This is a genomic window from Mycolicibacter sp. MU0083 (genome assembly GCF_963378075.1).
Classification (GTDB): Bacteria; Actinomycetota; Actinomycetes; order Mycobacteriales; family Mycobacteriaceae; genus Mycobacterium; species Mycobacterium kokjensenii.
The window spans coordinates 766,477-785,676 of sequence record NZ_OY726394.1 but is presented as its reverse complement, the minus strand read 5'-3'; the positions used below and the strand labels follow the sequence as shown (position 1 = coordinate 785,676).

At 69.8% G+C, this 19,200-nt stretch carries 20 protein-coding genes and 1 riboswitch; of the genes, 10 read left to right on the top strand and 10 right to left on the bottom strand.

All coding sequences use genetic code 11. The features are described from left to right. The first annotated feature begins 132 nt into the window (after positions 1-132). Entirely contained in the window at positions 133-1,704 is a 1,572-nt protein-coding gene (locus RCP38_RS03735; RefSeq protein WP_308477045.1) for an MFS transporter, read from the top strand. 7 nt (positions 1,705-1,711) lie between these two features. Beyond that, positions 1,712-2,218, top strand: coding sequence for a DUF2771 domain-containing protein (locus RCP38_RS03730; RefSeq protein WP_308475671.1), 507 nt, complete (start codon positions 1,712-1,714; stop codon positions 2,216-2,218). On the opposite strand, the gene RCP38_RS03725 is transcribed toward RCP38_RS03730, so the two are convergent. Together RCP38_RS03725 and RCP38_RS03720 are read right to left on the bottom strand one after the other, a co-directional pair. Beyond that, positions 2,200-3,219: a glutathione S-transferase family protein gene (locus RCP38_RS03725; protein ID WP_308475670.1), complete on the bottom strand. Its 1,020-nt coding sequence runs from the start codon at positions 3,217-3,219 to the stop codon at positions 2,200-2,202. The two genes, RCP38_RS03730 and RCP38_RS03725, sit on opposite strands and share 19 nt — an antisense overlap. 41 nt (positions 3,220-3,260) lie before the next feature. After that, complete coding sequence (locus RCP38_RS03720) at positions 3,261-3,674, bottom strand: cold-shock protein (protein ID WP_308475669.1); 414 nt, start codon at positions 3,672-3,674, stop codon at positions 3,261-3,263. A gap of 212 nt (positions 3,675-3,886) precedes the next feature. Between RCP38_RS03720 and moaA the strand changes: the two genes are divergently transcribed. From moaA to RCP38_RS03705, 3 genes are all read left to right on the top strand, one after another. Further along, positions 3,887-5,014: a GTP 3',8-cyclase MoaA gene (gene moaA, locus RCP38_RS03715; protein WP_373692430.1), complete on the top strand. Its 1,128-nt coding sequence runs from the start codon at positions 3,887-3,889 to the stop codon at positions 5,012-5,014. Between the two features lie 4 nt (positions 5,015-5,018). Further along, entirely contained in the window at positions 5,019-5,297 is a 279-nt protein-coding gene (locus tag RCP38_RS03710; protein WP_308475668.1) for a MoaD/ThiS family protein, read from the top strand. 307 nt (positions 5,298-5,604) lie between these two features. Next, positions 5,605-5,790: riboswitch (cyclic di-AMP (ydaO/yuaA leader) on the top strand. 9 nt (positions 5,791-5,799) lie between these two features. Beyond that, the gene (locus RCP38_RS03705) at positions 5,800-6,777 is read left to right on the top strand and encodes a transglycosylase family protein (protein WP_308475667.1); all 978 of its coding nucleotides are present in this window, start codon (positions 5,800-5,802) and stop codon (positions 6,775-6,777) included. A gap of 69 nt (positions 6,778-6,846) precedes the next feature. On the opposite strand, the gene RCP38_RS03700 is transcribed toward RCP38_RS03705, so the two are convergent. The 4 genes from RCP38_RS03700 to RCP38_RS03685 are packed head-to-tail and all read right to left on the bottom strand — an operon-like array spanning position 6,847 to position 8,430. Continuing rightward, positions 6,847-7,284 (bottom strand): molybdenum cofactor biosynthesis protein MoaE, encoded by a 438-nt coding sequence (locus tag RCP38_RS03700; RefSeq protein ID WP_308475666.1) that lies wholly within the window; start codon positions 7,282-7,284, stop codon positions 6,847-6,849. Next, positions 7,281-7,760: a MogA/MoaB family molybdenum cofactor biosynthesis protein gene (locus RCP38_RS03695; protein WP_308475665.1), complete on the bottom strand. Its 480-nt coding sequence runs from the start codon at positions 7,758-7,760 to the stop codon at positions 7,281-7,283. Before RCP38_RS03695 ends, RCP38_RS03700 begins: the two co-directional genes overlap by 4 nt. Beyond that, positions 7,757-8,185 (bottom strand): cyclic pyranopterin monophosphate synthase MoaC, encoded by a 429-nt coding sequence (moaC, locus tag RCP38_RS03690; protein WP_308477043.1) that lies wholly within the window; start codon positions 8,183-8,185, stop codon positions 7,757-7,759. Before moaC ends, RCP38_RS03695 begins: the two co-directional genes overlap by 4 nt. Before the next feature lie 56 nt (positions 8,186-8,241). Continuing rightward, positions 8,242-8,430 carry a hypothetical protein gene (locus RCP38_RS03685; RefSeq protein WP_308475664.1) on the bottom strand — a complete coding sequence of 63 codons (189 nt, stop codon included), beginning with the start codon at positions 8,428-8,430 and terminating at the stop codon, positions 8,242-8,244. A 62-nt stretch (positions 8,431-8,492) separates the two neighbouring features. Here RCP38_RS03685 and RCP38_RS03680 point away from each other — a divergent pair, with 62 nt between their 5' ends. From RCP38_RS03680 to RCP38_RS03665, 4 genes are read left to right on the top strand one after another with little or no spacing between them, the layout of a single operon-like run. Continuing rightward, positions 8,493-10,820 (top strand): helicase-associated domain-containing protein, encoded by a 2,328-nt coding sequence (locus tag RCP38_RS03680; protein ID WP_308475663.1) that lies wholly within the window; start codon positions 8,493-8,495, stop codon positions 10,818-10,820. Positions 10,821-10,859: 39 nt separating this feature from the next. After that, on the top strand, positions 10,860-12,512 hold the full coding sequence (locus RCP38_RS03675) for a DNA repair helicase XPB (protein ID WP_308475662.1): 1,653 nt from the start codon (positions 10,860-10,862) through the stop codon (positions 12,510-12,512). Positions 12,513-12,572: 60 nt separating this feature from the next. Continuing rightward, positions 12,573-12,995, top strand: a complete 423-nt coding sequence (locus RCP38_RS03670; RefSeq protein WP_308475661.1) for a pyridoxamine 5'-phosphate oxidase family protein — start codon at positions 12,573-12,575, stop codon at positions 12,993-12,995. A gap of 5 nt (positions 12,996-13,000) precedes the next feature. Continuing rightward, positions 13,001-13,606, top strand: coding sequence for a class I SAM-dependent methyltransferase (locus RCP38_RS03665; protein ID WP_308475660.1), 606 nt, complete (start codon positions 13,001-13,003; stop codon positions 13,604-13,606). A gap of 10 nt (positions 13,607-13,616) precedes the next feature. Here the strand turns inward: RCP38_RS03665 and RCP38_RS03660 are convergent, their stop codons facing one another. From RCP38_RS03660 to RCP38_RS03650, 3 genes are all read right to left on the bottom strand, one after another. Beyond that, positions 13,617-13,901: a hypothetical protein gene (locus RCP38_RS03660; protein ID WP_308475659.1), complete on the bottom strand. Its 285-nt coding sequence runs from the start codon at positions 13,899-13,901 to the stop codon at positions 13,617-13,619. Positions 13,902-13,969: 68 nt separating this feature from the next. Further along, on the bottom strand, positions 13,970-16,102 hold the full coding sequence (locus tag RCP38_RS03655) for a 3-hydroxyacyl-CoA dehydrogenase NAD-binding domain-containing protein (protein ID WP_308475658.1): 2,133 nt from the start codon (positions 16,100-16,102) through the stop codon (positions 13,970-13,972). Positions 16,103-16,117: 15 nt separating this feature from the next. Then, a complete protein-coding gene (locus RCP38_RS03650; protein ID WP_308475657.1) occupies positions 16,118-17,329 on the bottom strand; it encodes an acetyl-CoA C-acetyltransferase in 1,212 nt (403 codons plus the stop codon). 179 nt (positions 17,330-17,508) lie between these two features. Between RCP38_RS03650 and RCP38_RS03645 the strand changes: the two genes are divergently transcribed. Then, positions 17,509-18,720, top strand: a complete 1,212-nt coding sequence (locus RCP38_RS03645) for a pyridoxal phosphate-dependent aminotransferase (protein ID WP_373692429.1) — start codon at positions 17,509-17,511, stop codon at positions 18,718-18,720. Here the strand turns inward: RCP38_RS03645 and RCP38_RS03640 are convergent. Beyond that, the gene (locus tag RCP38_RS03640) at positions 18,707-19,159 is read right to left on the bottom strand and encodes an SRPBCC family protein (protein ID WP_308475656.1); all 453 of its coding nucleotides are present in this window, start codon (positions 19,157-19,159) and stop codon (positions 18,707-18,709) included. The two genes, RCP38_RS03645 and RCP38_RS03640, sit on opposite strands and share 14 nt — an antisense overlap. Between the last annotated feature and the right edge of the window lie 41 nt (positions 19,160-19,200).

Genomic DNA, 19,200 nt, shown 5'->3' with positions numbered 1-19,200 from the left:
TGCACGGCCCTGCACCGGCGATAGGGAACAATCGGAGGCGTGTCTGCACGGCTGCGTGATCTCCCCGACCCAGACCGGCGTCGCACTCCCCCCACCGCGGCCGGTGGAGGCTCGGCCGGCGAACACCCCGGTATGGCGAACTACCCCAGTGGCGACGTCGGTGACCAGCACCGACGCCCGATGCCCAGCGCCAACCGTTATCTGCCCCCACTGCACGACGACGACGTCCAGGCCGACCGTCGGCAGCCGTCGGCGAACCCGGGATCCGGTGATCGCATCACGGTGACCCGGGTGGCCGCCGCGCGCAGCCGCGAAATGGGTTCCAAGATGTATGGCCTGGTGCAGCGTGCCGCCACCGCCGACGGCGCCGACAAATCCGGGTTGACCGCACTGACCTGGCCGGTGGTCGCCAACTTCGCGGTGGACGCCGCGATGGCCGTGGCGTTGGCCAACACCTTGTTCTTCGCCGCCGCGTCCGGCGAGAGCAAGGGGCGCGTCGCGTTGTACCTGCTGGTGACGATCGCCCCGTTCGCCGTGGTGGCCCCGCTGATCGGGCCGGCCCTGGACCGGATCCAGCACGGCCGACGCGTCGCGCTGGCCACGTCGTTCGCGTTGCGCACCGCGCTGGCGTTGGTGCTGATCACCAACTACGACGGCGCCGCGGGCACCTTCGGCTCGTGGGTGCTCTATCCGTGTGCCCTGGCGATGATGGTGTTGTCGAAGTCGTTCACGGTGCTGCGCAGCGCGGTCACCCCGCGGGTGATGCCGCCGTCCATCGACCTGGTGCGGGTCAATTCCCGGTTGACGATGTTCGGCCTGCTGGGGGGAACGATCGTCGGCGGCGGTATCGCCGCGGGCGCCGAGTACGCCTTCACCCGGCTGCTGCAACAACCCGGTGCGTTGTTCGTACTCGTCGTGGTCTCGGTGGCCGGGGCGGCCCTGTCGATGCGGATTCCGCGGTGGGTGGAGGTGACCGCCGGCGAGGTTCCCACCACCTTGAGCTACCGCTTCGACGAAAGCCCCCGGAGCTGGCCCCAGCAGGTTCGGCAGGCCGGCGGCGCGCTGCGCCAGCCGTTGGGCCGCAACATCATCACCGCCCTCTGGGGCAACTGCACGATCAAGGCCATGGTCGGGTTCCTGTTCCTGTATCCGGCGTTCGTGGCCAAGCAACACGACGCCGGCGGGTGGGTGCAGCTCGGCATTCTCGGGCTGATCGGGGCATCGGCGGGCGTCGGCAACTTCGCCGGCAACTTCACCAGCGCCCGACTGCAGTTGGGCCGCCCGGCGGTATTGGTGGTGCGCTGCACCATGGCGGTGACCGCGGTCGCCCTGGCGGCCGCGGTGGCCGGCAGCCTGGTGATGGCGGCCGTCGCCGCCCTGGTGACCTCGGGGGCCAGCGCCATCTCGAAGGCGTCGCTGGACGCGGCGCTGCAGGACGATCTGCCCGAGGAGTCCCGGGCGTCGGCGTTCGGCCGGACCGAGTCCACCCTGCAGTTGGCCTGGGTGCTGGGCGGCGCGATGGGCGTGCTGGTGTATACCGACCTGTGGGTGGGCTTCACCGCGATCACCGCTCTGCTGATCCCCGGACTGGCCCAGACCATCCTGTCGTTCCACGGCGATTCGTTGATCCCCGGGCTGGGGGGCAATCGGCCGGTGCTGATCGAACAGGACGGCGCCCGCCTCGATCCGGTAAGACAGGGGTGATGTTGTGATGAAGCGCTCGACGCTCGCGCTCGTGGCGGTGTTGACGGTGGTGGCCGCGGCCGTCGCCGGATTCGGCACCTGGAAATTCACCCGGGACGAGGAGCCGACGCCCCCGCAGATCAGCGCCTACACCAACGGGCAGCTCAGCCGGGTCGCCCCCTACAAGTTCTGCGACGTGTACCTCTACGAGTGCCTGCCGTTCAACGAAACCGGCACCTTGGCACCCGATGCCCGCCATCCGATTCAGCTGGCCGTGGGCGACGCCGTCGGCCGGGCGCCGTGGTGGCTGCTGCGGCTCTACGACAACCCGAAATACGACACCCACCAACAGTATTCGCCGGGAACGCTGGCGGTCACCGTACCCACCGTCGACCCGGAGCGCGGCCGCCTGCGCCGCATGGAGGTGCAACTGCTCACCTGGGTCGTCGACCTGGAAACCGGCACGGAATTCCCGATCCCGCACGCGGTGTGGGCGGTGGACCTGCCCTGGAACCGTCAGTCGCGGGCCGGCTGAACCCCGTGCCCGTCGGGCACCCGTTCGGCGGCCACCACCGGGCCGGGCGGGGTGCCGTCGCCGAACGGCGTGCCGCCGAGGGCTTCGCGGCCGTGCGGCAGTAGCCAGTTGGCCAGGTCGGGCCCGCCGGGAACGATCCGGGACGGATTGATGTCGGCGTGCACGATGTAATAGTGCTGCTTGATCTGGGTGAAGTCGACGGTGTCGCCGAACCCCGGGGTGGTGAACAGATCGCGGGCGTAGGCCCACAGCACCGGCAGTTCGGATAGCTTCTGCCGATTGCACTTGAAGTGACCGTGGTAGACGGCGTCGAAGCGCACCAGTGTGGTGAACAGCCGCACATCGGCCTCGGTGATGGTGTCGCCCACCAGGTAGCGCTGACGGGACAGTCGTTCGCCGACCCAGTCCAGCGCGGTGAACAGCCGCTCGTAGGCGGCGGTGTACGCCTCCTGGGTGCCGGCGAAACCACACCGGTAGACGCCGTTGTTGATCTCGGTGTAGATCCGTCGGGCCACCTCGTCGATCTCGGCGCGCAGCGGTTCGGGATACAGCTGCGGCGCCCCGTCGCGGTGGTGGGCGGTCCACTCGGTGGAGAAGTCCAAGGTCATCTGGGCGAAGTCGTTGGTGACGACCTGCCCGGTGGGCACGTCCACGACGGCGGGGACGGTGATGCCCTTGGGGTAGTCCGGGAAGCGCTTGAAGTACGCGTCGGCCAGGCGGGGGATCTGCAGCACCGGGTCCACCCCGCCGGGATCCAGGTCGAAGGTCCAGCTGCGGGCATCGTGGGTCGGCCCGCAGAAACCGATGGACAGCACGTTCTCCAGCCCCAGCAGGCGGCGCACGATGATGGCCCGGTTGGCCCACGGGCAGGCCCGGGCCACGATCAACCGGTACCGGCCCGGCTCGACGGGATATCCGTCCCGGCCGTCGGCGGTGATCCGGCTGTCGATGTAGCGGGTGTCGCGGGTGAACTCGCCGCCCTCGGCCCGATAGGAACCCATGGCTCAATGATGCGCCACCGGCCGCCTATCGCGGCCCGACTTCAGGCGTCGAGTTCGCGTGCGACGGCCTTGACCACCTCGGAGATCTGCCGGGCGGTCTTGCGGTCGGGGTAGCGGCCCTTGCGGAGCTCCGGCTGCACGGTGCCCTCCAGCAGCGTGATCATGTCCTCGACCATGCCGTGCAGTTCGTCCGGGGTGTGCCGGTGCTCGGCGGCCGGGGCCGCCTCACGACGGGTCCGCGACAGGCTCGGCGGCGGGTCGATCAGCTTCACGGTGAGCGCCTGCGGTCCGCGCCGTCCGGCGGCGACACCGAACTCCACCCGCTGCCCCGCTTTGAGGCCCTCCACACCGGCAGGCAGAGCCGAGGCACGGACGTAGACGTCCTCGCCTTCTTCCTGGGATAGGAAGCCGAAGCCCTTCGCGGCGTCGTACCACTTCACCTTGCCGGTCGGCACTGGTCTCACCTGCTTGTCTTGCTGATAACGGTGGGGGGACACATAAGGACGCGTCCCGCCTTCGCAGGACGCGTCGGCTTCCGATCTTACTCGGCGAGCTACCCACAAAACACCCAGGTTTACTCGGTAGGCTGGTCGAGCCGCCGGAGGTGAGCTGGACCGGACAACGAAATCGATCGGTCCCGCCCCGGCCGACCGAATCGGATACGGACATGACGTTGAGGGACCCGGGTCTACCCGCGACACCGCCTCAGGCGGACGCGGCGGACAAGCAGGCTGCCCGCAAGGCGTTCGACGACGCCGTGCGCAGTGCGGTCGCCGGGCCGATGCCGACCGCGGGGCCGCTGGTGGACACCTTCGGCCGGGTACACACCGACCTGCGCATCTCGCTGACCGACCGCTGCAACCTGCGCTGCACCTACTGCATGCCCGCGGAGGGCCTGGACTGGATTCCCAGTAGTCACCTGCTCGGCGACGACGAGCTGATCCGGCTGATGGATATCGGCGTCACCCGGCTCGGTATCACCGATATCCGTTTCACCGGCGGGGAACCACTGCTGGCCCGCCATCTCGAGCGCGTGGTGGCCGGCGCCGCCGCCCTACGGCCCCGCCCCGAGATCGCACTGACCACCAACGGCCTGGGACTGGCCCGCCGCGCGGGCGCCCTGGTGGCGGCCGGACTGGACCGGATCAACGTCTCCCTGGACACCGTCGACCGCGCCCACTTCGCCGAGATCACCCGGCGGGACCGACTTCCCGATGTGCTGGCCGGCCTGGATGCGGCCGCGCAGGCCGGGATGGCGCCGATCAAGGTCAACGCGGTCCTCGATCCGAAGATCACCGGCGAGGACATCGTCAACCTGCTGCGCTTCTGCCTGCAGCACGGTTACCAGTTGCGTGTCATCGAGATGATGCCCTTGGACGCCGACCACGCCTGGAACCGCGACGCGGGGCTCAGCGTCGACCGACTGCTGGAGACGGTGCGGGCCCGGTTCGCCCTGCGGCCCGATCCGAGGCCGCGCGGGTCCGCTCCGGCCGAGGTGTGGCTGGTCGACGAGGGTGCCGACACCCCGGCCGGCAGCTTCGGGATCATCGCGTCGGTATCGCGTCCGTTCTGCGGCGACTGCGACCGCACCCGGCTCACCGCCGACGGCCAGATCCGCAACTGCCTGTTCGCCACCGAGGAGTCCGATCTACGTGCCCTGCTGCGGAACGGCTCCGACGACGACACCATCGAGCAGGCGTGGCGCGCCGCGATGTGGACCAAGAAGGCCGGACACGGCATCAACGATCCGGATTTCATCCAGCCGGATCGGCCGATGAGTGCGATAGGCGGATGAATCCATGACCCAACAGATCGACGACCCCACCCGGGTTGCGGTGACGGTCCGTTATTTCGCCGCGGCGCAGGCGGCGGCCGGAATCGAATCGGAGACCGTCAGCCTGCCGTCCGGTGCGGGGATCGGTGCCCTCACCGAACTGCTCGCGGGCCGCGGTGAGCGACTGGCCGCGGTGCTGAGCCGATGCTCCTATCTGCGCGACGGGATCGCGGTACGCGACCACACGGCGGCCCTGCGGCCGGGCGAGACCGTCGACGTGCTGCCCCCGTTCGCCGGCGGTTAGGAAGCCTCGACGAAGGAGAGGCGAAGCTGGACCGCCGCATCGAATCCGGCGGATAACCCGCCCACAGGGCATGATCTGCGTCACATAACGAAACGGTAACAGCGCGGCAACGGGTTGATGGAGGCGTCTCTGACCTGCGCAGATGCCCGCGATTCCTGGTGGTATAAGAAGATCCTGCGATGAAAACACCTAACCGCGTCGAGGATGACGCGGCAGATGCGAACGGTTACCGTACATCTCCGGGTGTATCGAAAATCTTTCCATCGATTCATCCTTCCTCGCCCGTAGCGCCGAGCTCCATCCAACGGACGGGGAACCACCAAATCCTGATGGATGGAGGCGGGGGACCCACCGGGTCCGCCGAGAGCGGCCCTGAGGCCATGTTTTCCGGCCTCTTGGGGTGAAGCCGAGGACGCACTGCGGTGCGCCACGGCCGGGCAGACCCCCTGTCCGAACCCGACGCTGACCTCGCAGGCGTAGACAGAGAGGATTTCACCACCGTATGAGTGGACGGCATCGCAAGCCCACCCAGTCGAACGTCAACATCGCCAAGATCGCCTTCACGGGCGCCGTGATCGGCGGCGGCAGCCTCGCCCTTGCCGGGCACGCGGGCGCAGCCACCGATGACGAGTGGGACCGGGTCGCCAGGTGCGAGTCCGGCAACAACTGGGCCATCAACACCGGTAACGGCTACCACGGCGGGCTGCAGTTCGCGCCGAGCACTTGGAGCGGCCACGGCGGCGGCAAGTACGCCCCGTCGGCGCACATGGCCAGCCGCGAGCAGCAGATCGCGATCGCCGAGAAGGTGCTCGCGACCCAGGGCCGCGGCGCCTGGCCGGTCTGCGGTCGTGGCCTGTCCGGCCCGACGCAGCGTGACGTTCCGGAGGCACCGCCGGCCGACGCCCCGGGCGACGCCGTAGCCCTGGACAACCCGATGGCCCCGCCCCCGGCTCCCGAGCCGGCACCGTGGTGGATGCCGCCGCCCCCGGAGGCTCCCGCGCCCGCCGAGGGTGGTGCCGCGCCGGTCGTTCCGGCCGGTTGGATGCCGCCGGCCCCGGAGGCTCCCGCGCCCGAGGCTCCGGCCTTCGACGCCCCCGCCCCCGAAGCACCGGCCCCGGCACCCGAGGCCCCGGCCTTCGACGCCCCGGAGGCTCCGGCTCCCGAGGCTCCGGCCTTCGACGCCCCCGCCCCCGAGGCACCCGCCCCGGCACCCGAGGCCCCGTGGTGGATCCCGCAGGCCCCGGCGCCCGAGGCTCCGGCTCCCGAGGCACCCGAGGCTCCGGCCTTCGACGCCCCGGCTCCCGAAGCACCGGCCCCGGGCGACGAGGTCGCTCCCGCTCCGGCTCCCGGGCAGGACGGCAACCGCGACGCCGTTGCGGTCGGCTTCCACCAGCAGCTGTGGCAGGCCGTCCAGGCGGAGAACATCAGCGGCAACGACGCGCTGGCCGCGTTCGCGCAGCAGCCCAACCGGGTCGTCTGACAGACAACGAGAAAAGCGGGGCCGGCTGTTCGACACAGTCGGCCCCGCTTTTTCGTCGGTACCGGCCGATCAGGCCGAGCCGACCCACTCCTCGGTGTCGTCGGCGAAGAACTGGTGCTTCCACACCGGTAGCCGCTCCTTGACGGTGTCGACCAGCAGCGCGCAGGCCTCGAACGCCTCCCGGCGGTGATCGGCCGCCACGGCGGCCACCAGGGCGGCGTCACCGATGTGCAGCGCACCGATCCGGTGGCTGGCCGCCAGCGCGCGGACCCCGACCGCCCGCTCGGCGATCTCGGCCAACACCTCGGCCATCACCTGCTGCGCCGACGGATGCGCCGAATACTCCAGCCGGGTCACCTGCCGACCGTGATCGTGGTCGCGGATCATTCCCACGAATCCGACGATGGCACCCGCGGCCCGGTGGCCCACCAACTCCTCGTGTTCGGCCAGCACGATGGGATCCGCGGTGACCGCGGCGCGCAGCACCACCGCGTCGGGGCCGCTCATCGGTGGTCTCCGCCGGCGAGCTGGTCGAGGGCGTGTTCCAGCACGTCGGCCAGTACCCCGAGCCCGTCCCGCACACCACCGGACGATCCGGGCAGGTTGACGACCAGGCTGCGGCCGGCGACTCCGCACACGCCGCGGGACAGCACCGAGGTCGGCACCTTCGGCAGCCCCGATCGGCGGATGGCGTCGGCCAGTCCGGGGATCTCGTAGTCCAGCACGGCCACCGTCTGGGCCGGGGTGTCGTCGGTCGGCGAGATGCCGGTTCCGCCGGAGGTGATGATCAGATCCGCCCGGTCGGCCACCGCGGCCCGCAATGCGACACCGACCGGTTCGCCGTCGGGCACGACCTGGGGTTGCACCGGCGCGAAACCGCGCTGCACCAACCAGTCGGCGATGATCGGTCCGGTGCGGTCGCTGTACTGCCCGGCCGCCGCCCGGGTGGAGGCGATGATCACCCTCGCGGTCCGGGCACTCATCCGCGCTCCCAGGCCCCGGTGCGGCCGCCGTCCTTGCTCAGCACCCGGATGTCGTCGACGACCGCGGCGCGGTCCACGGCTTTGATCATGTCGTAGAGCGTCAGCGCGGCCACGCTCACCGCGGTGAGCGCCTCCATCTCCACCCCGGTGCGGTCGGTGGTGCGCACGGCGGCGGTGATGTCGATCCGGGCCTCCCCGATCACGAAGTCCACGTCGACCCCGGTGAGGGCCAGTTGGTGGCAGAGCGGGATCAGATCGCTGGTGCGTTTGGCCGCCATGATGCCGGCCACCCGCGCGGTGGCCAGTGCGTCGCCTTTGGGCAGCCCACCGTCGGAGATCAGTCGGATCACCTCGGCGGTGGTGCGCAGCACTCCGCCGGCGACCGCAACACGTTTGGTGGTCGCCTTGGCACCGACGTCGACCATATGGGCCGCGCCTCGCTCGTCGAGGTGGGACAGCGGCCCGGTCACGGCGTCACCGCCTACCGGTTGACGACGGTGACCGGATGCAGGTACGGCAGCTCTTCGGCCGGCAGCGGGAACTCCAGGTCCCCGAACGGCGACAGGGCGCCGGTGCGGTCGGTACGCAGCTCGCTGACGGCCGGCTCGCCGTCGGTCTGAGGCCAACCGTTGTCGACGTAGTGATTCTTCTTGTCCTGGTTTCCAGCCACGGACCCATTCTGACAGGTCGCAATCGACGGCGTTCACCGGTTGGGCCTTACGCTGGTCGTCGATGACCGAACGCGCCCGGGGTGTGCCGCTGGGATCGTGGCTGGCCGACCTTCCCGACGAAGATCTGATCCGGCTACTCAAGCTGCGACCCGACCTTGCCCAACCGCCGCCCGGCAGCATCGCCGCGCTGGCGGCGCGGGCTCAGGCCCGCCAGTCGGTGCGCGCCGCCACCGACGAGCTGGACTTTCTGCGGCTGGCCGTCCTCGATGCCCTGCTGGAGTTGCACGCCGACGTCAGCGGGGTATCGCTCGGGGATCTGCTGGCCCTGCTGGGGGACCGTGCCCGCGCCGAGGCGGTGCGCGAGGCGGTGGCCGATCTGATCGAACGGGCACTGTGCTGGGGTTCGCCCGAGCCGGACGGCGTGCTGCGGATCGTCGCCGAGGCGGGTGCGGGTCTGCCGTGGTTCCCGGGCCAGGTGACCCGGGAAGACACCGGGTACGACGACGCGCAGATCGCCGCCCTCGGGGAGACCATCACCGATCTGGACGCGCCACAGCGCGACCTGCTGGACAAACTGTTGACCGGCTCGCCGATCGGACGCACCCGCGACGCCGCCCCCGATGCGCCCCCGGAACGGCCGGTACCGCAGCTGCTGGCCGCGGGTCTGCTGCGGCGCGTCGACGACGAGACGGTGATCCTGCCGCGGATCGTCGGGCAGGTGCTGCGCGGCGAACAGCCCGGCCCGCTGACGCTGTACGCACCCGACCCGGTGGTGTCGCAGACCACCGCCGCCGACGTCGATGCGACGGCAGCCGGCGCCGTGCTCGACGTGTTGCGTCAGCTCGATGTGGTCTTGGCCTGCCTGGGCGAGAGCCCCGCACCGGAGCTGCGCGGCGGCGGGCTCGGGATTCGCGAGGTCAAGCGGCTGGCGAAGACGACCGGCATCGACGAAACCCGACTGGGTCTGCTGCTGGAGCTGGCCGCGACCGCCCGGCTGATCGCGGCGGACTTCCCCGATCCTTCCAGCGTCGACGAACGGGACTGGCCCGACGCCGACGGGCCGTATTGGGCGCCGACGGTGCTCGCCGACCGGTTCGCCGAACAGTCCACCGCCGAACGCTGGTACCTGCTGGCGTCCACCTGGCTGGAGCTGGCGGCCCGGCCGGGCCTGATCGGCAGTCGCGGCCCCGACGGCAAGCCCCGGGCCGCACTGTCGACACCACTGTTCTCCACCGCCGCCCCGCTGGACCGCCGGTTGCTGCTGGGCATGCTGGCCGAATTGCCCGCCGGCGCCGGCGTCGACGCCGTGACGGCCTCGCGGGCCCTGGTCTGGCGCCGGCCGCGGTGGGCCAACCGGTTGCAGCCGGGGCCGGTGGCCGAACTGCTCGACGAGGCCCACGCGCTCGGCGTGCTGGGCCGCGGTGCGATCAGCTCCCCGGGGCGGGTCCTGCTGGCCGGCGCGCCGGCATCGCCGGACGCCTTGGCCGAGGTCGGCAACGCCGCCGCGGTGGCCGCCATGACCAAGGCCCTGCCCGAGCCGATCGATCATTTCTTGGTGCAGGCGGATCTGACCGTGGTGGTGCCCGGGCCGCTGAAGCGGGAACTCGCCGAGGAATTGGGCGTCGTCGCCACGGTCGAGTCAGCCGGTGCGGCAACGGTGTACCGGGTCTCCGAGCAGACCATCCGGGCCGCGCTGGATGCGGGCCGCACCGGTGCCGGGCTGCAGGCGTTCTTCGAGCAGCATTCCAAGACCCCGGTGCCGCAGGGGCTCAGGTATCTGATCGACGACGTCGCACGCCGGCACGGGCAGCTGCGGATCGGATTGGCGGCGTCCTTCGTGCGCTGCGAGGATCCCGTGCTGCTCGCGCAGGCGGTCGCGGTGCCGGCCGCCGAGACGCTGGGCCTGCGGCTGCTGGCCCCCACGGTGGCGGTGGCCCAGGCCCCGATCGCCGATGTGCTGGGCGCGTTGCGCGACGCCGGTTTCGCCCCGGCCGCCGAGGACGCCACCGGAACGATCGTCGACATCAAGCGGCGCGGCATGCGGGTGCACACCCCGGCCGAACGCCGCGGCGGCCGGGCCCCCACCGCGCCGGGCGACGACAGCCTGCATTCCCTGGTCCGGGTGTTGCGGACCGTGACCTCGGCGCCGTTCGACAACATCCGGCTCGAGCCGGTGACCGCGATGATCATGTTGCGGCGGGCGGCGATGGAACGGGCCACGGTGCTGATCGGTTATGTCGATGCCGCCGGGGTGGCCACCCAGCGGGAGGTGGCGCCCACCCAGGTGTTGGGCGGCAAGCTGGTGGCGTTCGATGCGGCGTCGGGGCAGATGCGGGAGTTCTCGATCCACCGGATCACCTCGGTGTCCTCGGCGCCCGAAGAGTCGTAGCGCCGAGCACGGTGTCGGAGCTCTCCGGATAATGAACCCATGAGCACAGACGGCCCGTTGATCGTCCAGTCCGACAAGACTCTGCTGTTGGAGGTCGATCACGAGCAGGCGGGCGCCGCGCGCGCGGCCATCGCACCGTTCGCCGAACTCGAGCGTGCTCCCGAGCACGTGCACACCTACCGCGTCACCCCGCTGGCGTTGTGGAACGCCCGTGCCGCCGGGCACGATGCCGAGCAGGTGGTCGACGCGCTGGTCAGCTACTCCCGGTACGCGGTGCCGCAGCCGCTGCTGGTCGACATCGTCGACACCATGGCCCGCTACGGGCGCCTGCAGCTGGTCAAGCACCCGGCGCACGGCCTGACGCTGGTCAGCCTGGATCGGGCGGTGCTCGAGGAGGTGCTGCGCAACAAGAAGATCGCCCCGATGCTCGGTGCCCGCATCGACGACGACACCGTGCTCGTGCACCCCAGCGAGCGCGGCCGGGTCAAACAGATGTTGCTGAAGATCGGTTGGCCCGCAGAGGATCTGGCCGGCTACGTCGACGGCGAGGCGCATCCGATCGAGCTGCGGCCCGACGGCTGGCAGCTGCGCGACTATCAGGAGATGGCCGTGGACTCGTTCTGGTCGGGCGGGTCCGGGGTGGTGGTGCTGCCCTGTGGCGCGGGCAAGACGCTGGTCGGCGCCGCGGCGATGGCCAAGGCCAAGGCCACCACCTTGATCCTGGTGACCAACACCGTTTCGGGCCGGCAGTGGAAGCGTGAACTGGTGGCGCGCACCTCACTGACCGAGGACGAGATCGGCGAATACTCCGGTGAGCGCAAGGAGATCCGACCGGTCACCATCGCCACCTATCAGGTGATCACTCGGCGCACCAAGGGCGAATACCGGCATCTGGAGCTCTTCGACAGCCGCGACTGGGGCCTGATCGTCTACGACGAGGTGCACCTGCTGCCCGCGCCGGTGTTCCGGATGACCGCCGATCTGCAGTCACGCCGGCGGCTGGGGTTGACCGCGACGCTGATCCGCGAGGACGGCCGCGAAGGCGACGTGTTCAGTCTGATCGGGCCGAAACGCTACGACGCGCCGTGGAAGGACATCGAGGCGCAGGGCTGGATCGCGCCGGCCGAATGCGTCGAGGTGCGGGTCACCATGACCGAGAGCGAGCGGATGACCTACGCGGTCGCCGAGCCCGAGGAGCGCTACAAGCTGTGCTCGACGGTGCACTCCAAGATCGCGGTGGTGCGCTCGATCCTCAAACAGCACCCCGGCGAGCAAACCCTGGTGATCGGCGCCTATCTCGACCAGCTCGACGAGCTCGGCGAGCAGTTGAACGCCCCGGTGATCCAAGGGTCCACCCGCAACGCCGAGCGCGAGAAGCTGTTCGACGCCTTCCGCCGCGGTGAGATCTCCACACTGGTGGTGTCCAAGGTCGCCAACTTCTCCATCGACCTGCCGGAAGCGTCGGTGGCCGTGCAGGTTTCGGGCACCTTCGGGTCCCGCCAGGAGGAGGCGCAGCGACTAGGCCGGCTGCTGCGACCCAAGGCCGACGGTGGTGGCGCGGTGTTCTATTCGGTGGTCGCCCGCGACAGCCTGGACGCCGAATACGCCGCGCACCGGCAGCGGTTCCTGGCCGAGCAGGGCTACGGCTACATCATCCGCGACGCCGACGACCTGCTGGGTCCGGCAATCTAGGGCGACCCCCGCCCGCATGGCGAACGGCTCCCGACGGCCGTTGCCGCTAGCCTCGAATCCATGGCAATGTCCGTCGACGAGCGCGAGCTGTTTCTGTCCGAACCACACATCGCTGCGTTATCGGTGCACGCCGGGCCGGACCGGGGGCCGCTGACGGTACCGATGTGGTACCAGTACTCCCCCGGTGGCGAGCCCTGGGTGCTGACCGCGGCGAACGCACGCAAAGCGGAGCTGATCCGGGCGGCCGGCCGGTTTTCGCTGATGGTGGAGCGCACCGAGCCGACCCTGCGCTACGTCAGCGTGGAGGGGGCGGTCAGCCGCATCGAGCCCGGCACCGATGACCACCACATCGAGCTGGCACATCGCTACCTGCCGGCCGAACGCGCCGAACGCTACCTGCAGTTCGCGTTGAAGCTGGGTGATCAGGTGGTCATCCGCCTGCGTCCCGAGCACTGGCTGTCGTCGGACATGGGCGCGATCTAGCCACTATGACCGCCAGGCAGAAGCTGTTCCGTGCCATGTATCGGGCGGGGTTCACCCCCTGGGACGGCCACGCCCTGGCCCGCGGACTGCGCAACCTGGTCGAGGGCGGCCCCGAGATGGCGCTGCCGCCGGGCACGGCCCTGGATCTGGGGTGCGGCACCGGCGACGACGCCATCTACCTGGCGCAGAACGGTTGGACCGTCACCGGCGTCGACTTCGCCCCGCGGGCGCTGGAGGCCGCCCGCGACAAGGCCGACGCCGGGAAGGTCTCGGTCCGTTTCGTGTGCGCCGACATCGCCGAGCTGGCTGCCGCCGACGTCGGCGGGGACTTCGCGCTGGTCATCGACAGCGGCTGTATCCACGGCATGAACGACAAGGACCGCATCGCCTACGCCCGGTCGGTCGATGCGGTGACCACGGCGCAGTCGCGGATGCTGATCATCGGCGTCGTTCCCGGCGCATTGTTCGGGGTCCGCGGTATCGACGAGGCCGAGCTCGCGCGGCTGTTCGCGCCGAAGTGGGAGTTGGTGGCGGCCGCCGACGAACCGAGCTTTCTGCCGGCCGGCAGCGGACAGCCGGTGCGGCACTATCTGCTGGCCCGCCGGGACTGACCGGCGGCGTTCAGCGGGTACAGACGTCGGCGGGCAGCAGCAGCATCACCGGCCACAGCGCGACCGAGGTCACCGTCGCCACTTCGTAGACGCTGGACGGCGGTATCCCGTACTGCCGTTCGGCCTGGGTCTGCAGGCGTTCGACCCCGTCGGGGTGCATGAACAGCCACACCACGCCCGCGATCACGTAGACCAGGCCGAACCACAGCCCGGCTTCGATGAGCGCCCCGAGGCTCACCTCGCGGTCCAGAAAACGCAGAATCCCCCGAAACCGCGGGGCTTCGGGGGATTCCACGTCTCCAGACTAACGACGGTCGCAAGCGCGGCGGAGCCGGGCGAAGCGGGCCGTCGTCATCGGCGCAGCTACAGCAGCGACGCCGGGGGGTTGAACCGGTCACCGTAGGTGGCGGCCAGTTCCTTGGCCCGTGCCACGAATGCAGCCTTGCCACCGGGGTAGCCGGTGATGAACTGCGCGGTGCCACCGGTCCAGGCCGGGAAGCCGATGCCCATGATCGCGCCGATGTTGGCGTCGGCGGTCGAGGTCAGCACTCCCTCGTCGAAGCACTTCTGGGTCTCCAGCACCTCGGCGAACAGCATCCGGTCGATCATGTCCTGCAGCGGCATCTGCTTCGAGCCGGAGTTGAAGGTCTCCCGCAGGCCGGGCCACAGACCCGAGCGCTTGCCGTCGACGTACTCGTAGAAACCGGCACCGGACAGCCGCGACGGGCGACCGAGCTCGATCATCTTCTCGACGACGACCTCGTTCTGCTGCTGCTCGTAGGTGCCGCCGGCCGCCTCGACACCCTCGCGGGTGGCGATGGCGATCTTCTGCATCAGCTCCAGGTTGAGCTCGTCGCAGAGCTGCAGCGGGGCCGCCGGGTAACCGGCCTGCAGACCGGCCTGCTCGATGCTGGCCGGCTCCACGCCCTCACCGAGCATCATCAGCGCCTCGTTGACGAAGGTGCCGATGACGCGGCTGGTGTAGAAGCCGCGGCTGTCGTTGACCACGATCGGGGTCTTGCGGATGGCCAGCACGTAGTCGAACACCCGGGCCAGCGCCTCGTCGGAGGTCTTCTCGCCCTTGATGATCTCCACCAGGGGCATCTTGTCGACCGGCGAGAAGAAGTGGATCCCGATGAAGTCCTCCTGGCGCTTCACGCCGGTCGCCAGACCGGTGATCGGCAGGGTGGAGGTGTTCGAGCCCAGCAGCGCGTTGGGCTCGACGATGTCCTCGATCTCCTGGAAGACCTTGTGCTTGAGGTCCTGGCTCTCGAAGACGGCCTCGATCACGAAGTCGACACCCTTGAGGTCGGCCGCGTCGGCGGTCGGGGTGATCTTGTCCAGCAGCGCCTGGGACTTCTCGGCGGTGGTGCGGCCCTTCTCGAGTGCCTTGGCTTCCAGCTTCTCCGAGTAGCCCTTACCGCGCTGGGCCGCCTCGAGCGAGACGTCCTTGAGCACCACGTCGAAGCCGGCCTTGGCCGACACGTAGGCGATGCCGGCGCCCATCATTCCGGCCCCGAGCACACCGATCTTCTTGATCGGGGTCTTCTCGATGCCGTCGGGCCGGCTGCCGCCGCCGTTGATGTGCTGCAGGTCGAAGAAGAACGCCTGGATCATGTTCTTCGCGACGTTGCCGGTGACCAGCGAGACGAAGTAGCGGCTCTCGATGCGGCTGGCGGTGTCGAAGTCCACCTGCGCGCCCTCGACGGCGGCGGCCAGGATGGCCCGCGGTGCGGGCATGTTGGCACCCTTGACCTGCTTGCGCAGCAGGGCCGGGAACGACGGCAGGATCGCGGCCAGCGCCGGGCTGGCCGGGGTGCCGCCGGGCATCTTGTAGCCCTTGGTGTCCCACGGCTGCACGCCGCCCTCGGGGTTGGCCTTGATCCACGCCTTGGCGGCGGGCACCAACTCGTCGACGCTGCCGACCAGCTCGTCGATCAGGCCGGCGGCCTTGGCCTTGGCCGGGGTGAAGCGGGTGCCCTGGGCCAGCACGTTCATGAACGCGTTCTGGATACCGAGCATGCGCACGGTGCGGGCGACACCGCCACCACCGGGCAGCAGGCCCAGGGTGACCTCGGGCAGGCCGAGCTGGCTGCCCTTGACGTCGGCGGCGATCCGGTGGTGACAGGCCAGCGCGATCTCCAGGCCACCGCCGAGCGCGGCGCCGTTGATGGCGGCGACGACCGGCTTGCCCAGGGTCTCCAGGGCACGCAGGTCGGCCTTGATGCCCTCACACTGCTCGAAGACGGCCTGGGCGTCGTCCGGGCCGACGTGGATCATCGCCTTGAGGTCACCGCCGGCGAAGAAGGTCTTCTTCGCGCTGGTGAGGACCACGCCGGTGACGGAGTCCTTCTCCTCGGTCAGACGCTGGACCGCGTTGTGCATGGACTCGCGGTAGTGGTCGTTCATCACGTTGGCCGACCCGGTCGGGTCGTCCAGGGTCAGCGTGACGATGCCGTCGGCATCCTTGTCCCACTTGATGGTGTTCTCTGCCATTTTTTACAAACCCTCTCAGACGCGCTCGATGATGGTGGCCACGCCCATGCCGCCGCCGATGCACAGCGTGATCAGGGCACGCTTGGCACCGCGACGCTCAAGCTCGTCGACCATGGTTCCGGTGATCATGGCGCCGGTGGCGCCCAGCGGGTGACCCATCGCGATGGCGCCACCGTTGACGTTGAGCTTCTCGTTGGGGATGTTGAGGTCCTTCTGGAACTTCAGCACCACCGAGGCGAACGCCTCGTTGAGCTCGAACAGGTCGATGTCGTCGACGGTCAGCCCGGCGCGGTCGAGCGCCTTGACGGTGGCCGGGGTGGGACCGGTCAGCATGATCGTCGCGTCGGCGCCGGTGGTGGCGGTGGCCACCACCCGGGCCCGCGGGGTCAGGCCCTGCGAGGCGCCGGCCTTCTCGCTGCCGATCAGCAGCAGGGCGGCACCGTCGACGATGCCGGAGCTGTTACCGCCGGTGTGCACGTGGTTGATGCCCTCGACCCAGTGGTACTTCTGCAGCGCCACGTCGTCGAAGCCGCCCATCGCGCCGATCCCGTCGAACGCCGTGCGCAGCTTGCCCAGGCCCTCCAGGGTGGTCTCGGGGCGCATGTGCTCGTCGTGGTCGAGGATCACCAGGCCGTTCTGGTCGCGCACCGGGATGACGGACTTGGCGAAGTAGCCACCCGACCAGGCGGCGGCCGCACGCTGCTGGCTCTGCAGCGCGTAGTTGTCGACGTCCTCGCGGGAGAAGCCCTCGATGGTGGCGATCAGGTCGGCGCCGATGCCCTGCGGGGCGATGTAGTTGTCGTAGGTGAACGGCACGTCGGAGAACATCGCGCCGCCGTCGGAGCCCATCGGCACCCGGCTCATCGACTCCACACCGCCGGCCAGCACCAGGTCGTCCCAGCCGGAGCGCACCTTCTGCGCGGCGGTGTTGACGGCCTCGAGCCCGGAGGCGCAGAACCGGTTGAGCTGCACGCCACCGACGGTGTCGGGCATGCCGGCGGCCAGCACCGCGGTGCGGGCGATGTCGCCGCCCTGGTCACCGACGGGCGAGACACAGCCCAGGATGACGTCGCTGATCAGGCCCTCGTCCAGGTCGGGGTGGCGGGTGCGCAGTTCCTCGATGAGGCCGACGACCAGGCTGATCGGCTTGACCTCGGTCAGCGCGCCGCCGCGCTGCTTACCGCGCGGGGTGCGAATGGCCTCGTAGATGAAGGCTTCTTCGGACATGGCTGATTCCTCTTCAGATTGGTGTTCGATGCGAATTTTTCGATTGCGTCTGCTCGGAGCGTAGTCCCCGGATTTGCAGCCTAACAGGATTGCCTATCAACCGGATGGTTGGTCTACCTGGCGGCCCCGATCCCGGCCCCTCCCCCGGCCTGATCGGGGCCGCTTTAGGCTCGGTTCCCATGACAGCGCGGATGGTCTCTCGGCTGGAGCCCTATGCCACCACGATCTTCGCTGAGATGTCGGCGCTGGCCGCCCGGATCGGCGCGGTCAATCTCGGCCAGGGGTTCCCCGACGAGGACGGACCGGCGGCCATGCTCGAAGCTGCCCGGGCGGCGATCTCCGACGGCGTCAACCAGTACCCGCCCGGGCCGGGCATCCCCGCGCTGCGCGAGGCCATCGCCGGGCAGCGGGCACGCAAGTACGGGATCGACTACGACCCCGACTCCGAGGTCCTGGTGACGGTGGGTGCCACCGAGGCCATCGCGGCCGCGGTGCTGGGCCTGGTGGAGCCCGGCTCGGAGGTGGTGCTGCTGGAACCGTTCTACGACTCCTACTCCCCGGCGGTAGCCATGGCCGGGGCGCGGCGGGTCAGCGTCTCGCTGGCGCCCGACGGCCGCGGGTTCGCCCTGGACGTCGATGCCCTGCGGGCGGCCATCACCCCGGCGACCAAGGCGCTGATCGTCAACTCGCCGCACAATCCCACCGGGATGGTGTTCACCGAGGCGGAGCTGACCGAGATCGCGCGCATCGCGGTGGACGCGGACCTGCTGGTGATCTCCGACGAGGTCTACGAGCATCTGGTCTACCCGGGTTCTGACGGCCGGGCCCACCTGCCGCTGGCCGGTTTCGAGGGGATGGCGCAGCGCACCGTCACCATCTCGAGTGCGGCGAAGATGTTCAACTGCACCGGCTGGAAGATCGGCTGGGCGTGCGGTCCCGCGGAGCTGCTGGCCGGGGTGCGGGCCGCCAAGCAGTACCTGAGCTATGTCGGCGGGGCACCGTTTCAGCCCGCGGTGGCATTGGCACTGAACACCGAGGACGCCTGGGTGGAGGAATTGCGCACCACCATGCAGACGCGCCGCGACCGACTCAGCGCCGGCCTGCGCGGTGTCGGGTTCGAGGTGCACGACAGTTTCGGCACCTACTTCTTGTGCGCCGATCCCCGCCCGCTCGGCTATGACGACAGCACCGCGTTCTGCGCCGAGTTGCCGCACCGGGCCGGGGTCGCGGCCATTCCACTGTCGGCGTTCTGCGTGCCCGCCCCGGAGGCGACCGCTCCCGAGGTCTGGAATCACCTGGTGCGATTCACCTTCGTCAAGCCCGAGGACACCATCGACGAGGCACTGCGACGCCTGGAGGTGCTGCGCGAGGGCCCCGTCACGCCTGGCTAGTGGCCCCGTCGCCCATGATGCGCTCGCGCAGCCGCTCGGTGGCGATGCTCAACACCAGTTTGCTGGCACGCCGGACCACGAATTCCGGGATGGGCCCCGACGGCTCGACGGTGATGTCGAAGCGCACCCGGGTGCTGTCGGGGCCTTCGCGGGTCAGGGTGTATTCGACGTGCTGGGCGCGCTGCTGCGCGGTCGCCTTGGCGTCCCAGACCATCCAGTCCGGACCCCAGTGGTATTCCAGGATCTCCTTGTCCACCAGGCCGAGCACTTTGATGGTGACCCGGACATGATGGGGACGCCCGTCCTCGTATTCGTCGAGGACCTCCACCCGCTTGTGTACCGGTGACCACGACTCCCAGTCGGACACATCGGCGAGCGCGTCGAGGATGGTCTCCGCCGGCGCGTCGATCACGATTTCCCGCGATGCTCGAACAGCCATTAGATCGAGAGTAGCGCCGAGCACCGCCGACGGCGGGGATT